This window comes from Burkholderia mycopellens (genome assembly GCF_964265025.1).
Lineage (GTDB): Bacteria > Pseudomonadota > Gammaproteobacteria > Burkholderiales > Burkholderiaceae > Burkholderia.
In genome coordinates this window covers 103332-117869 of record NZ_OZ183804.1, presented here as the reverse complement: position 1 = coordinate 117869, position 14538 = coordinate 103332, and the positions used below count along the sequence as shown (strand labels likewise).

General features: G+C 66.1%; 11 protein-coding genes and 1 pseudogene. 7 read left to right on the top strand and 5 right to left on the bottom strand.

The genetic code is table 11. From position 1 onward, the window contains the following. Positions 1 to 10 precede the first annotated feature (10 nt). A pseudogene (locus tag ACPTTC_RS34525) lies at positions 11 to 2218 on the bottom strand (ESPR-type extended signal peptide-containing protein); the annotation flags it as partial. Positions 2219 to 2446: 228 nt separating this feature from the next. Here ACPTTC_RS34525 and ACPTTC_RS34520 point away from each other — a divergent pair. Then, positions 2447 to 5482, top strand: coding sequence for an ATP-binding protein (locus tag ACPTTC_RS34520; protein ID WP_423395846.1), 3036 nt, complete (start codon positions 2447 to 2449; stop codon positions 5480 to 5482). 266 nt (positions 5483 to 5748) lie between these two features. Here ACPTTC_RS34520 and ACPTTC_RS34515 read toward each other — a convergent pair whose 3' ends face one another. Next, on the bottom strand, positions 5749 to 6081 hold the full coding sequence (locus ACPTTC_RS34515) for a hypothetical protein (protein WP_423395845.1): 333 nt from the start codon (positions 6079 to 6081) through the stop codon (positions 5749 to 5751). A gap of 137 nt (positions 6082 to 6218) precedes the next feature. On the opposite strand from ACPTTC_RS34515, the gene ACPTTC_RS34510 reads away from it, so the two are divergent. Both ACPTTC_RS34510 and ACPTTC_RS34505 read left to right on the top strand, forming a co-directional pair. Beyond that, the gene (locus tag ACPTTC_RS34510; RefSeq protein WP_423395844.1) at positions 6219 to 6569 is read left to right on the top strand and encodes a SymE family type I addiction module toxin; all 351 of its coding nucleotides are present in this window, start codon (positions 6219 to 6221) and stop codon (positions 6567 to 6569) included. Then, positions 6566 to 6886 (top strand): helix-turn-helix domain-containing protein, encoded by a 321-nt coding sequence (locus tag ACPTTC_RS34505; RefSeq protein WP_226201531.1) that lies wholly within the window; start codon positions 6566 to 6568, stop codon positions 6884 to 6886. Before ACPTTC_RS34510 ends, ACPTTC_RS34505 begins: the two co-directional genes overlap by 4 nt. Before the next feature lie 430 nt (positions 6887 to 7316). Here ACPTTC_RS34505 and ACPTTC_RS34500 read toward each other — a convergent pair whose 3' ends face one another. Next, complete coding sequence (locus tag ACPTTC_RS34500) at positions 7317 to 8072, bottom strand: glycosyltransferase family 25 protein (protein ID WP_423395843.1); 756 nt, start codon at positions 8070 to 8072, stop codon at positions 7317 to 7319. Between the two features lie 11 nt (positions 8073 to 8083). After that, complete coding sequence (locus ACPTTC_RS34495; protein ID WP_423395842.1) at positions 8084 to 8401, bottom strand: hypothetical protein; 318 nt, start codon at positions 8399 to 8401, stop codon at positions 8084 to 8086. 465 nt (positions 8402 to 8866) lie between these two features. On the opposite strand from ACPTTC_RS34495, the gene ACPTTC_RS34490 reads away from it, so the two are divergent. The 3 genes from ACPTTC_RS34490 (at position 8867) to ACPTTC_RS34480 (ending at position 11981) form a co-directional block, all read left to right on the top strand. Further along, positions 8867 to 10477: a hypothetical protein gene (locus ACPTTC_RS34490; protein ID WP_423395841.1), complete on the top strand. Its 1611-nt coding sequence runs from the start codon at positions 8867 to 8869 to the stop codon at positions 10475 to 10477. Positions 10478 to 10490: 13 nt separating this feature from the next. After that, on the top strand, positions 10491 to 11342 hold the full coding sequence (locus tag ACPTTC_RS34485) for a hypothetical protein (RefSeq protein ID WP_423395840.1): 852 nt from the start codon (positions 10491 to 10493) through the stop codon (positions 11340 to 11342). A 213-nt stretch (positions 11343 to 11555) separates the two neighbouring features. Beyond that, positions 11556 to 11981 carry an NUDIX hydrolase gene (locus ACPTTC_RS34480; protein ID WP_423395839.1) on the top strand — a complete coding sequence of 142 codons (426 nt, stop codon included), beginning with the start codon at positions 11556 to 11558 and terminating at the stop codon, positions 11979 to 11981. A gap of 189 nt (positions 11982 to 12170) precedes the next feature. On the opposite strand, the gene ACPTTC_RS34475 is transcribed toward ACPTTC_RS34480, so the two are convergent. Then, on the bottom strand, positions 12171 to 13007 hold the full coding sequence (locus ACPTTC_RS34475) for a peptidyl-prolyl cis-trans isomerase (protein WP_423395838.1): 837 nt from the start codon (positions 13005 to 13007) through the stop codon (positions 12171 to 12173). A 744-nt stretch (positions 13008 to 13751) separates the two neighbouring features. Between ACPTTC_RS34475 and ACPTTC_RS34470 the strand changes: the two genes are divergently transcribed. Beyond that, a complete protein-coding gene (locus ACPTTC_RS34470) occupies positions 13752 to 14537 on the top strand; it encodes a carbonic anhydrase (protein WP_423395837.1) in 786 nt (261 codons plus the stop codon). Position 14538 lies beyond the last annotated feature (1 nt).

Below are 14538 nucleotides of genomic sequence, written 5' to 3'. Positions count from 1 at the left end.
TACCACTGGCGGTATTCGCCCCGCCGAGCGCGAGCGCGCCCGGGCCAGTCGCATTTGCCAACGCACCAATTGCGATCCCGCTCCGGCCGTCGGTGGCGGACCCATGATTCGCCACTGCATTGAAACCGAACGCGAGGTCACCGCTACCGGCTGCCGTTGCACCGATACCGATTGCCGTGCCGTTGTTGCCGCTCGCAACACTGGTGGCCCCGAGCGCAATCCCGCCCGTGCCGCTGGCAGACGCCCTTTGGCCGAGCGCGACCGTGTTCAGGGCCGATGCATTGGCAGCATTGCCCACCGCAGTGGCATTGGTCGCGCCAGCAACGGCCAGAGAGCCGAGTGCCACCGTATTGTTCGCGTTGGCGTGCGAATTCACACCTGCCGCAATGGAGTTAATGCCTGTCGCTTCCGCACGCGTGCCGAGCGCCACCGCATTATCCGCGGATGCCAGCGAACTGCCACCGAGCGCAACGGCCGAAGTCCCGGTGCCGCTCGCATTCGCGCCGATAGCAGTCGCGCTATTGCCTGCCTGCGCCGCTACCGCCGGGGCGTACGTCCCTGATCTGACGTTTATGTACGGATCGTCGGTAGCCGCGATCGCGGCGTTCAGCTGATTCACGTTAACGGCGTCCGTACCCTCCGTCCCGGCAGCCACGTTCGTGATCTGACGCTGCTGCGCCGCCGATCCGACAGACACCGCATTGGCGCGATTCGCCACACTGTTCGTGCCCAATGCGATGGACGAAGCCGCGCTGGCCGTCGAGTTGGTACCGAGCGAAACACCAGAGCTTCCCGAAGCCATCGCGCCGTAACCCACCGCGACCCCGCCTCCGCCACCCATCGCGCTTGCTTCGCCGCCGAGAACCGTCGCGGAAGAGCCCGAATGCCGCGCGTTCGTACCGATCACGATCGAACCGGTACCGGCAGCCGTTGCACTGTTGCCGATCGCGATCGAACCGTTCGCGCCCGTCACGTCGCCGTCGATTGCCCTGGCGCCCGTTCCGATCGCAATCATGTTCGTCGGAACAAAACGACCGGTCTGCGCGACGGCGGCTCCGCCGCCCACCGCCAGGTTGCCGGTACCAATCGCCGATGCGAATGTCCCAAGCGCCGTGGAGTTGGTGCCGGTCGCCGCTGCGCCACGCCCCAAAGCCGTCGCTGACGCGCCGGTGGCGGCAGCGCCCACGCCAACAGCCGTTGTTTCCAATCCGGTCGCTCGCGCGAGCGTACCGAGCGCCACCGCATTTTGCGCGCTTGCTACCGTATTGCCGCCGAGCGCGACAGCCGATATTCCCGTGGCGCTCGCATTCGGACCGATGGCCGTCGCGCTATTGTTCCCAACGGTTGCGGCCGCATTGGCTGCATACGTTCCGGTGCTGAAGGCCACATAGGCGTTATCCGTCGCAGCGATCGCAGCATTCAACTGGTTCAAGTTGACCGCGTCCGTGCCTGCCGTACCGGCGGCCAGGTTCTGGATGCGGTTGTTCGTCATGCTGACGGTATTGGCAAAATCCGTTGTGCCCGTGATATGAACGCCATTGGCACCGTAAATCATCAAATGACCGTCCCGGCTGCCCGCCACCGATGCAGTGCTAGGCGTCCAGCCGGGCCCGGATGCTCCGTACATGTCACCACCATTTCCCAGCACAAAAGACGGCGCATGCCCTCCGTAGGTTGGATTGTTGGTGCCGATCGCCGCACAATTTGCGTTCGTCGTGTAAGAGGCGTAGCCGATCGTATGGCCAACCGCCCCGTTCGCTCCCCCGCACAGGTTCAGCGCACCATTCCCGTTCGCCGTCTGCGCATCCGCGTCGATCATGAACCCGACGCCGCCGACACCCGCCATGACCGCAACCGCGGCCGATACCGACGAACGCATCGTCGAGTTCGATTTCTTGCGCGCACGCACCGTTTCGGCCGCTGCGACCCATGTACCTGTCTTCGGATTCCAGACGGTTCGGTAAGTTTTGTTCACGTCGATTGCCTCTTTACGAAAGTGTGAGACGAGATTTGAGCTACGTGAGCCAATATATTTTTTACAAGTGCGTTCGATAATCAGACAGCCATACGCGGCAAAACTTATTTCTTCGGACTGGTCCGAATATGACGATGCCTGACACTTTCGCGAGGAAAACGCGTCACGACTCGCTCCCGAAACACACGAACGTTTGACATGCGCGCCGCTCGCACCGTATAAACGCAGCGCGCGGGCTCGCATCGAAACTAGGACCAGTCCTACCGCTCCAGACGTATTGCTTCGGACTGCCCTACATACCGGTGCCCCCGCCATCTTGATAATTGGCTCGTTCCCCGAGCCGGCAGTGCAATCGCCTGCCATCCCACACGGCTTACGGATATCGCTACGCGTCGCGATTCACGAATGGCTCCCGCCGTCCGTATCGCGCGCGGCCCACGATTTGCGCATTGATTTCACGGTATTCGTCCCATGCCTATCCGAAACCTGTTCGCGTCCCCGGTGGATGCCAACGCGCCGTTCGCGTCGATCGACGGCGAGGCGCGCGACCTGAGCCTGCTGCACCGCTACCAGCGCTTCACGCTGTACGGCGGCGCGGCCGTGCTGTCGTTCGTGATCCTGTTCGCGACGAGCGTGCTGCTCGACGGCTCGGTGCGCGACTACATCGCCAAGCGGCGCGAGCTGTTCACCACGCACAAGGCGCTCGTCGAACTGGAGATCGATGCGAAACAGGCGTCGGTGCGGCGCTCGGTGATCAACGCAGAGCTGCTGTGGAACAGCCACCCGCACCATTCGCACAGCGCGGCCGAGGCGCTCGCGCGCGACGGCCACGTCGTGCTGTCGCCGTTGCGCAACGTGAGCGACATCTTCGTGGCCACAACGCCTGAAGCACTGACCGGCGGCGACGCCGACAAATACGTGCAGCTGATGGAGCGCCTGACGATCTCGGTGGCGGCCGCCGAGCGGCAATCGGGGATGCCGCTGTCGGGCTACGCGTACAGCCCCGACCGCAACGTGCTCGCGATCACGCCGCCGCCGTCGATGCCGTATCGCGACGTGCTGGAGCACATCGGCGTGGCCGACACGCGCGCACTGATCGATCGCCTCGCGTTCAACATCGCAGACTGGTCGAACCCGGCCGTCGCGCGCTACTGGCGCGCGACGCGCCGCATCGCGTGGGAGCCGCCCGCGATCGATCCGCTCACCGGCAAGAAGGTGTTTCGCCTCGTCGAACCGGCGTTCGACGGCCCGCGGCATTTCATGACCTTCGTCAGCGACCTCGACGTGAACGTGCTCGACGACCGGCTGAAGCAGGCGCCGGAAGACGCTGTGGTGATGCTGGTCGACCAGGCCGGCCGCGTGCTGCTGGACGAGGACCGCACGCGCGCGTCGATCGACGGCACCGCGCTGATGCGCCACGCGCTCGCCGAGAACGCGTGGCGGCGCGGCCTCGACCGCTTCGACGAAAGCTATCTGCACGGCGTGTTCACGATCAGCGACCGGATCGCCGACACGGGCTTCGCGATCGTCTATGCGTATTCGTGGCGCACGATCGCGATCGCGATCTGGCCGACGATCGTGCGCGAATTCGGCGTGGCCGCGCTGATCCTCGCCGTGCTGTGGGCGCTCGTGATCGCATTCGACCTGAAGGTGTTCGCGCCGGTGTTCCGCCGCTCGCGCCGCGTGTTCGAAACCGACGAGATGAGCCGCGCGATCATCGCGACCTCGCCGTTCGGCATCGTGCTCGTGTCGCTCGACAGCGACACGGTGCTGCTGCGCAACCGGATGCACGAGCTGTACGAAAGCGCGGCCGGCGAGCCGCCGCTGCACGAGCGCCTGCTCGCGCGCTACCGGCAAGGCGCCGACGGCGCGCCGGTGCAGCTCGACGTGGAATTCCCCGTGACGCTCGACGACGGCCGCGCGCGCGACCTGCTCGTCAACTTCGTGCGCGTGCGCTACCGCGGCAAGGACACGCTGCTGTGCGGCTTCTCCGACATCACGACGCGCGCCGACACCGAGCGCGCGCTCGACAGCGCGAACCGCGCGAAATCGACGTTCCTCGCGACGATCAGCCACGAGATCCGCACGCCGCTGAACGCGATGCTCGGCAATCTCGAACTGCTCGACAAGGCGCCCGACCGCAATCGCGAGAAGTCGCGGCTGCACGCGGTCACGTCGGCCGCGCGGATGCTGCTCGACATGCTGAACAACGTGCTCGACATGACCAAGATCGAAGCCGACCGGATGACACTCGAAGCGACCAGCTTCCGCATCGACGAGCTGGCGCGCGACATCGTCGAGCTGTTCGAGCCGATCGCGCGCGCGAAAGGCGTGGCGCTGCGCGTCGACGTCGATGCGCAGGCCGAGCGGCCGTACGTGGGCGATCCGCTGCGGGTGCGGCAGATCGTCGTCAACCTGGTCAGCAACGCGATCAAGTTCACCGATCGCGGCACGGTCGCGCTCTCCGTGACGGCGCCCGTGGCCGACGGCACGCCGGTGATGATCCGCGTCAGCGATTCCGGCATCGGCATGACGGCCGCGCAACTCGAACACGTGTTCGAGCCGTTCGCGCAGGCCGACGAATCGATCGCGCGCCGCTTCGGCGGCACGGGCATCGGCCTGCCGTTGAGCAACCGGCTCGCGGAATCGATGGGCGGGCGCATCGCCGTGGACAGCGTGCCGAACGTCGGCTCGACCTTCGTCGTGTCGCTGCCGCTGCCGCTCGACCCTCAGCACGGAATGCAGCCCGCGCCGGCCGGCGGCGATACGCCCGACCTGCGCGTGCTGTTCGTCGACGACAACCCGGTCAACCGCTCGCTCGTGCACGACCAGCTCGACGTGCTCGGCTATCGCGCCGACGTGGCGTCGAGCGTCGCGGAGGCGCTCGATCTCGTCGAGCGGCACGACTACGCGATCGTGATGACCGACCTCAACATGCCGGGCCTCGACGGCTATGCGCTCGCGCGGATGCTGCGCGAGCGCGGCCGCGCACTGCCGATCCTGGCCGTGACCGCGCATGCGGAGCCGGACGAGATGCGGCTGTCGAAGGAAGCGGGCATCGACGAGATCGTCACGAAGCCGACGTCGCTGCGTTCGCTCGAACAGGCGATCGCGAAATACACGGGCCCGTGGCGGCCGGGCCGCGCACTGCTGCCGGCGCCGGCCAGCACGCGCGGGCCGCTGCCGCGCGACCTGCGTGCGGCGCTGGCCGATGCGACGCATCGGGCCAATGCGGCGATCGCGCGGGCGCTCGAATACGGCGACCTGAAGGCCGCCCGCGCGGAGATCCACAGCATGCGCGGCGCGTTCGCGATGATCGGCGAGCGCGACGTGTCGGGCCTGTGCGCGTCGCTGGAAGCGCTGGCGCTGGCCGGCGACGCGGTGGCGTTCGCGCGGGAGTTCGAGCAGTACCGAAGCCGCGCCGAAAGCGCGCTCGCGCGGCGTGCCGAAGCAGGCACGGAGCCGCGTGCCGATCCGCTCGCGATGGCGGCGGCAACGAAGCAGTGAGCATGGAGGGAGAGCGAAGCGGGCATTCGGTTCGCTTCGGTTCGTCCGGATGACGAAGGAAGGAAGTGCGCGGCAACCGCGGGCCGGTGTTCGACGCTCGCATGAGGCAGCGTGAGGAGTAGTGCTACAACCGACGTAGCGCGCATTACGGCCGGGCCCAACGACCGCCGTCGAATATGCGTCACGGTGCCGCGCAAACCAAGCTTACCGTCACGGGATGCCGTATCCAATAGGACTGAACCGATTTGCGCTCGGATTTTTTCCCGTCAATCAACCGCCATTCGTTGACGGATGGCGGCCGGTTCGTCGTTTCGCGCAGTCACGCCTGGATCGTCGGCGTCTCGCGTGCATTCATCGTCATGATGAGCGGCGAATGAGCGCGTCGTGAGGTGTGCCACAGGTGTCTCGAAGCGATCGACCGACACGCTTTTCAACATATTGGCGATGAATCGACGATGCGGCCAGCCGACGCAAGCGCCGCGAAAGCGTTGACCAGCAAGCATCCGAGCCATAGGCCTGATGGCCAGTTCTGCAGAAACGCAAATAACCATCACCCGAAACCGTTCGAACTTGGCTACAGTGGTTGCACGTTTTCGCAAGGAGGTTCAGGTCATGTCGCCACGCCACGCATGTGACGAAGTGACGATCGGAATCCAACGCGTAAACGAGCGCGGCCTGCAGATGTAGGAGCACCCGCAGGCCGCTGACCACAACCAACTCAACCACGGAGTTGACCATGGCTGACGCGAATCATAGCGCACCATTTATTTTCCAAGACTGTTTCGTCAACACTGAGACATCGTCTCAATCTCGCCGCATCGTCCCGCACCTGAGGCTCACCGATATGGCGCCACCTGTCCTGCATCTGTGGATGAAGCTGTCCGGCCGGTGGATCGAGGCAGCGGGCTTCGAGCCCGAGCAGCGCCTGCAGATCGAGGTGTCGCACCAGCGGCTGGTGATCACGCCGATCGACGCCGCGGGCAGCGATCCTGTCGGGAAGGTCGGGAAGCATGGATTCCCCGCTGTCGAACCCGCGACGGAGCGGCGGCAGCGGCAGTTCTCGGTGATCACGGGGGAAGCACAATGAGTCACGACAATCAGCATCACGACGCCGACAACGTGCCGGACGATTTCGACTACTACGACGTCGGGGAACTGGCGGCCAAGTCTGCACTCGTGCTGAAACTCAACGCATTGATCGCCACGCGCGGTCTGAGTGAGGACGAGGCTGCGGCGCTCGCGGAAATGGTCCGGGCGGCGGTCACGCCCGAGCAGCGCGAGCGGCTCCGGAACGTTACGCTGGATCATCTGATGGTGATGCTGGCGGCATTTGGCCAGCATGTGGAAATCGTGGTGCGGCCCGTGGGGGAATCGGGCCCGGCGGGTATCACGGTGTCGGTCTGACAGCGGGTGTAGCCCGATAAGGAAGGGGTAGCAGCCTTAAGCGCGCCGGCGCGCTTAAGGCAGTGTCAGGCGTCGGTGCCATCAAGAAAATCACGACTGCGGCCTGGCCGAACGGTCGGCACCTAAGCGGCTTCGGCGCCCCACTCCTTCCATTTAACGTGGACGATTGTCACAGCCAATCGGAACAGGCTGATTCTGCAATCAGTCAAGCGGATCTCTGACGTGTTCCGCATGATCAAGCAACGATCTCTGCTTTCCAAACGTCGGAAGTCTGCCAACGCGTTCCGTCATCCGCGTTGAATCCGCAAAATAGCCGCTGCCGTCGTCACCGGCAGCGGCTCACCCGTGGGATCGCCCGACCGCCTCGCGCCTGATACACACACCGATTGCCGAATCGCCGCTTGCGCGGTCGGTTCGTCGTTTCACGCGATCAGACCTGGATCGTCGACGTCTCGCGCGCATTCATCGTCACGGCGAGCGGCGGAAACGTGGCCGCGCTGCGCATCGCGCCGTAGAACTTGTTCATCACGACGTCGATGCCGCAGTTCGGCATCATGCGGCCCAGTCCGTGCGAATACAGCACCTCGGGTTCCAGCGGAAAACAGCGATCGAGCAGGAAACGCGCGCCGGCCGGCGAGATCGTGTACGCGCAGATCCCGTAGAACTCGAGCAGGTTCATCACAAGCACCGGGCCGCGGTCGCTCTGGAAATCGCCGATCGCATCGGCGAGCGCCGCCTCGTCGAAGCGCATCGTCACCGGCGTGCGGCTGTTGAAGATCGACCCGCGCAGGATCGAATCGAAGTTGTAGCCCCACGCGACGAAATCGTGACGCCCGGGGTTGTCGCGCAGGAATTGCCGCGTGGCGTCGTGGAAGTCCGGCCGGAAGATCGCATCGTCTTCGGCGATCGTCACGAGCTCGCTGCCGGACGCGATATCGGTCCACAGGCGGTGCGTGGTCATCGCGATGCCGAACGCGCCGGGCGTGTACGGCAGCCCGGGCCCGAACAGGCCGGATGCCGCGAGATCGTCATCCGACAGCGCACGCCCGTCGATCGCATCGACGAACGCGAAATCCAGATGGGGATTGTTGGCGCGGAACGCGCGCTGGCGCGCGTGGCTGCGGCGCAGCGAAATGACCTGGACGGTCGGGCGCACGGCCAGCTCTCCGGCAAGCGAGGCGGGCATGTTCGTCGCCATCATTGCCAGCCCGTCACGACCGAGATCCCGAACACGATGCCGAGCACGATGCCCACCGCGCGGCCTTGCAGGGTCGGCTTCAACGCGGCCGGCTCGAAGAACGGATCGATCGCATCCACCCGATTGCGCCATGCGGCGAACACCGGCGGCACGAGCAGCACGAACGCCATCAGCAACGCCGTGACCAGCGTGACCGACAGGCCGCCCGCATTCCATCGCGTGCCGGTTTCGATCACGAAATACACGAGCGCGACGGTCGCCGAACTCGCGATCATGCTGACCACCGCGCCTTTCACCAGATTATCTGCATCACTCATCGACTGTCCTCCATCGCCAGATTCATGCCGATCGATATCGGCGGATGCTGCGTATTACAGGCGAGTTGGACGCGAATCTCTATCGGACGGGTCTTATTGTCCGCGGGCGGCACGGCGGAATCGGACCCGGCCTATACCGGCGGACCCGGGCCGCCGCGGCGGCGCGGCCTCGAACAAAGGCGACGCATGCGCCGTAGACAGGGCGGTAACACGCCGCCCCGCCCGGTGGGCAGCCCCCGTGACGCATCGTGTGATGCCCTTTTAGGACTGGTCCGATTCAGTTGCCGACCGCGCGTGCTTAAAGTGGAACCCATCACGGCGCCTGGCTTTCCGCCGCAACCGGCATGACGCCCGACGCCTTCGCGTCCGGAACGTCTCGACACGAACGTTCGGCGCCCCTTTCCCGATTGACGATGCAACCGGTCGCCGCGCCGATGCGCGAACGGTTTCCCGGAGCGATTTCACATGCAGATCACGACGCACGACATGCCCCCTCTCGCCGACCGCCCGCATCTGCGGGACAACCACGACGATGCCATTCAGGCCGCATCGACCGGCGCGCAAGCGGCGCCCGGCAAGCTCGATGCATCCGTCGCCGACACCACGCAGGCGCTGATCGATCGCGGCGACCTCACGCGCGCCGTCGAGCTTGCTGCCGAGCACTGGCGGATGTATCCGGCGTCGCCGGCGGCGGCGTTCAACTACGGTTACGCGCTCCAGGTGGCCGGCCGTCACGCGGAAGCGATCGCGCCGTACCGCAAGACGCTCGACCTGGCGCCCGCGTGGCCGTCGCTGAAGAACAATCTCGCGCTCGCGATCCGCCTGTCGGGCGGCGATCCCGACGAGGAACACGCGTTCATCGAAGGCGCGCTCGACGACGATCCGAAAGACGCCCGGGCCTGGACGAATGCGGTGATCACGCGTCTCGACCGGTTCGACCTGGACGGCGCGCGACGCGCGGCCACGCGTGCCGTGTGGCTCGCGCCGGACAACCCGCTCGCGACGAACAACGCGGTCACGATGTTCAAGGAGGCGCAGGAGTGGGGCGACGCCGAGCGATATGCGCTGCACACCTGCGCGCTCGATCCGCACAACCCGGCACGCCGCTACAACCTGTCGCTGCTGCGCCTCGCGCGCGGCGAGTTCGCGTCGGGCTGGGCCGATTACGAAACCCGCTGGAGCGGCGCGGGCGAGCTGCGCGGCAAGCTGCCCGAATTCGCGCAGCCGCGCTGGCGCGGCGAATCGCTCGCCGGCAAAACGCTGCTCGTCTGGGGCGAACAAGGGCTCGGCGACGTGCTGCAGTTCAGCCGCTACGTGCCGCTGCTCGCGGAGCGCGTGCATCGGGAAGGCGGTCGCATCGTGTGGAACGTGTTTCCGAAGCTGAAGGCGCTGATCGCGCGCAGCCTCGGCCATCACGTCGACATTCTCGACGCCGGCATCCAGATCGAACGCCTGCCCGGCCACGACTACGAACTGCCGCTGATGAGCATTCCGTGGATGCTCGGCCTCGACGCCGACGCGCTCGCCACGTCCGTGCCCTATCTCCATGCGGACGCCGCGGCCACCGACGCATGGCGCAGGGCGCTCGCCGGCGAGCGACGGATGAAGGTCGGCCTCGCCTGGACCGGCAGCCTCACGCACCAGCGCAACCGCTTCCGCCGGGTCGGGCTCGAACGCTACGCGGACGCATTCGGCAACTTGCAGCAGGACGTCGCGTTCTACTCGCTGCAGCCGGGTGCGCAACACGACATCGAGGCAGCGCGCGCGGCCGGCTTCGACGTGGCGGACATGACGCACGAATGGAACACGTTCGACGACACCGCCGCGTTCATCGGCGCGCTCGATCTCGTGATCACCGTGTGCACGTCGGTCGCGCACCTGAGCGGCGCGCTCGGCCAGCCCACGTGGGTGCTGCTCGATGCGAACCCGCACTGGGTCTGGCAGCACGACCGGCGCGACAGCCTGTTCTATCCGGGCGCGTCGCTGTACCGGCAACGGACCTTCGCCGACTGGGAGCCCGTGCTCGACGAGGCGGCGGCGGATCTGCGCGATCTCGCCCGCCGCGAAGTCGAATAACCGGGAGCGCGGCATGCACTACAACATCTGCGTCGTCCGGCCACCGGACAACCCGCACACGGCGGCGTTCGACGAACTCGCGGAAGTCATTGCGTACGGGCTGCACGATCTCGGCCACGCCGTCCACATGAACGACAACGTCCTGATGCCCGGCGCGCGCAACATCATGATCGGCTGCCATCATGCGGAGCCGCACTCGATCGAACACGTGCCGGCCGATACGATCGTCGTCAACACGGAGCAGATTCACGTGGACGAGCGCGACTGGAACGAGCGGATCTACTTCTGGACCTCGCGCTTCGAAACCTGGGACTACAGCGAGCGCAATCTCGCGAAGCTCCACAGCGTCGGCATACGCGATACGCGCCATCTGAAACTCGGTTTTCATCCGGCGCTGCGCCGCATTCCGACGAACGTCGCGCAAGACATCGACGTGCTTTTCTATGGTTCGATCGGGCCGCGACGCCAGGCCGTACTCGATGCGCTGGCCGCGCGCGGGCTGAAAGTATGCGCCGTGTATGGCGTGTATGGCGAAGCGCGCGACGCGCTGATCGCGCGCGCGAAAGTCGTGCTGAACCTGCATCACTATGTGTCGCACATCTTCGAGATCGTGCGCGTGTTCTACCTGATGACCAACGGCAAGGCGATCGTCGGCGAAGTGTCGCCGACGACGGCGGTCGACGCCGACTATGCGGGCGGGTTCCGCGCGGCGCCGTATGACGCGCTGGTCGATGCCTGCGTCGAGCTGGTGCATCACGCCGAACAGCGTCGCAGGCTCGAAGCGGCGGCACTGGACACGATCGCGCGGATGCCGCAGGCACGGGAACTCGCCGCGCTGCTGACGCCGGAGACGGTGGCTGGGTAAGCACACGGCGCATTCGATCGATCGTCGCCCCAAGAATCAGGCCAGTCTGATTTCCCGGCGAAACACCATTCCGGACAATAGCGCTGCCGGATGACCGGGGCCGCCTCGCCGGTCGATCGATGCGACGCACACCGCTGCGTCCCGACGCCACTTTCCGGAGCCGGCGCTTCTTCACACCGCGGCGTTCGCCGCACGCAACCGGACGACATCATCATGAAAGCACGCGCCACCGTCCTGTGCCGACGCGGCGACCGGATTCTGCTGGTCGCCCGATCGCACGCCCGCTGGACGCTACCCGGCGGCCGCCCCAAACCCGGCGAATCGCTGAGCGATGCAGCACGCCGCGAACTCGCGGAAGAAACCGGGCTCGCCTGCCTGAACCTGCGCTACCTGTTTCGCGCGGCCGGCAAGCACAAGTTGCATCACGTGTTCCTGGCGGATCCCGACGCACACGCGACGGCCCGTCCGTCGCAGGAAATCGCGCACTGCGCGTGGGTCGATCGGCTGACGCTCGCGTCGATCGATTGCAGCGCGCCGACGCCCGCGATCGTCGAACTCGCACTCGACATGACGCACGACGCGCCGCCCGTGACCTTCATGATTCATGTCGAAGCGGCACAGGCAGTGCTGACAGAGTGATTTTTTGAGGGGGCTGCGATGGGGGGCGGGTCTTGAGCAGAGGCCGCAGTGGGGGCGTCGCTGCGATTAGCGTGTATGAACCCGTCTCTTCTGGTCGCCAGCTTTGGCAAAAACACTAGCTCCCTGGTTGTATCGATAAAAAAACTCGGCGGGCCATGAGCCCGCCGAGCCTCTTTCCGTCGACACCTGTTACTGCTGAATCGTCGCCTGCGCGGCCAGCTTGTCGACCAGCGCGGTCATCGCGCTTTGCCGGGCCTGCTGCTCCAGTTGCTGTCGCAGCACGCCCTTGGCCTTGTCGAAGCTCGGCACGACCACCGGGCGCTTGTCGTCGAGCTTCACGAACGCGTACGCGTTGCCGATCCGGATCGGGCCGGACACGGCGCCCGGCTTCAGCGACGTCATCGCCTGCGCGAGCGGCATCGGCAGCCCGCCCGTACGGCCCTCGGCCAGCGGCGTCTTCAGCTCGCTCCACTCGGCCACGCCGCCGTTGGCGGTCGTGTTGTACTTCTTCGCGACCGTGTCGAAGGCCGCGCCCTGCTTCAGCTCGGCGGCCGCCGCATTCGCCTTCGCGGCATCGGCCACGGCCAGCACTTCCGCACGGTATTCGAACTGCGCCGCATTCGCGACGATATAGTCGTAACGCGCCTTCACCTGCGCATCGGTCACCGGCTGCGCGCCCAGCGCGTCGCGCAGGTACAGCTCGGCCGCCGCGTTGGCACGCGCACGCGACACGATGCCCTGCACTTCGGGGCGGCTGCCGTAGTTCGCCTTGTCGGCGGCCTGCTCGACCAGTTGGCGCACGATCAGGTCGCGCTTCACCGCGTCGCGCAGTGCCGGCGTATCCGCTTGCCCGGAGGCCTTGACGATCGTGTCCACGTCGCTCTGCACGATCGGCGTGTTGTTCACGACGGCGACGACGCCGGACGGCAGCGGGGCCGCGCCGGCCTCGGCCGCAACGACGCTCGTCATGCCGGTGGCGCAGACGAGTGCGATCACGGCGGGAATGGCTTGAATACGAGTCTTCATGATGGAGTCCTTGATGATTGACCGCGCACGAAGGCTGCGCGTCTAAACGATGAAAACGACATGGCGCCGGCGAGCACCGCTCGATCGCGATGCTTCGTCGGTGATGCACCGCTCGGGGTGGATCGGAATCGCACATGACGCGGGGCGAACTGCCGCGCCGCATCCCCGTTGCCGTGACCGGCGACGGCAATACGCCGCGTGCGGAACCCGTTGGCGGCCGCCAACAGGAAAGAGTGCCCTGCGCTCGCATACGGCAGCGTTGTTACGTTGGCCGCTCGGTCCACTCGATCGGCCGCGACCGTGCCCACCGGCCGCCGCAAGGCACTCTTTCCTGTCGCTCGGCCGGGCGCCACGTTCCTTGCCGCGCATCGAGCGCGGAAAAAAGACGCCGCCCGCATCGGGCGGCGTTCGGAACGAAGACAAGCTTCGGATACGAGGTGTCGAACGAATCACCATGCAACCGTTCGACCGACACATTGTCGGCAGACGCCGCCGACGACACAATCAGCCTGGTCCTACATCGGGCGGGTTTCGTCTCACCTCGATGAGAACCGCGGCGCGGCCTGGCTCGGCGCGTTCCCGTGACGGGTTCCGGATGGACAGCGCACGACGTCCCCCCTGAATCAGACCGGTCTGATTGGAACGCATCGGGCCCATACGAATAATGAAATGGCTCCCGGTCGGGCATGCATCCCGCGCCGCCGCGAGCGACTACTTTTCATCTTCCCGTCGCGAGGATCCAGTTTGAGTCATCGCATCAACCTGACGCAGGTCGTCACGGCCATCCGGCGAGCGGCGCTGCCGCTGTTTGCCGCCACCGTCGCCGTCGCAAGCGGCGTGCATGCTGTCGCCGCCGTCCCGGCGCAAGATCAGCACGACTTCGATTACGCCCATCATCAGGCGTGGCAGATCGAGTCGGGCGATTCGCAATCGCCGATCGACATTCGATCAGGCGCCGTCGTGCAGGCGGAACGCTTGCCCGGCGTGAACGACGCGATCGTCGTACAGGTCGCGCGCGGCGGCGCGACCGTCGTGGACAACGGACACACCGTCCAGGTCGTACCGAAGGCAAGCGCCGCGATCATCCGAGGCCGTCACTTCAGTTTGCTTCAGGCGCATTTCCACGCACCGGCCGAGCACACGATCGACGGCCGGCGTTATCCGCTCGAAGGCCACTTCGTGTTCCGTGCGCAGGACGGCCGGCTGGCCGTCGTGGCCGTGCTGTACCGCGCCGGCGCGGAAAACGCGCAGTTCGCGTCGATCGTGCGCGCGGCGCGGCGCGACGTTGCGTCGCCGCTCGCATCGTTCAATGCGGCACGGCTGATGCCGGACGATCTCGACAGCTATTACCACTACCTCGGCTCGCTGACGACACCGCCGCTCACCGAGAACGTCGAATGGTATGTGCTGCAGGACCCGGTGGAACTGTCGCCGGCCGACATCGCCGCGTTCACGCAGCACTACTCGCACAACGCACGCGCCACGCAGCCGCTGAACGGGCGCCCGCTGCTGAAATATCGACCGAACTGAC

Coding starts and splice junctions, on each gene's coding strand:
- ACPTTC_RS34500 (WP_423395843.1), bottom strand. CDS start 8,072: ATGCCCGCCTCGCTTGCCGGAGAGCTGGCCGTGCGCCCGACCGTCCAG.
- ACPTTC_RS34505 (WP_226201531.1), top strand. CDS start 6,566: ATGAGTCACGACAATCAGCATCACGACGCCGACAACGTGCCGGACGAT.
- ACPTTC_RS34480 (WP_423395839.1), top strand. CDS start 11,556: ATGAAAGCACGCGCCACCGTCCTGTGCCGACGCGGCGACCGGATTCTG.
- ACPTTC_RS34510 (WP_423395844.1), top strand. CDS start 6,219: ATGGCTGACGCGAATCATAGCGCACCATTTATTTTCCAAGACTGTTTC.
- ACPTTC_RS34490 (WP_423395841.1), top strand. CDS start 8,867: ATGCAGATCACGACGCACGACATGCCCCCTCTCGCCGACCGCCCGCAT.
- ACPTTC_RS34520 (WP_423395846.1), top strand. CDS start 2,447: ATGCCTATCCGAAACCTGTTCGCGTCCCCGGTGGATGCCAACGCGCCG.
- ACPTTC_RS34475 (WP_423395838.1), bottom strand. CDS start 13,007: ATGAAGACTCGTATTCAAGCCATTCCCGCCGTGATCGCACTCGTCTGC.
- ACPTTC_RS34495 (WP_423395842.1), bottom strand. CDS start 8,401: ATGAGTGATGCAGATAATCTGGTGAAAGGCGCGGTGGTCAGCATGATC.
- ACPTTC_RS34485 (WP_423395840.1), top strand. CDS start 10,491: ATGCACTACAACATCTGCGTCGTCCGGCCACCGGACAACCCGCACACG.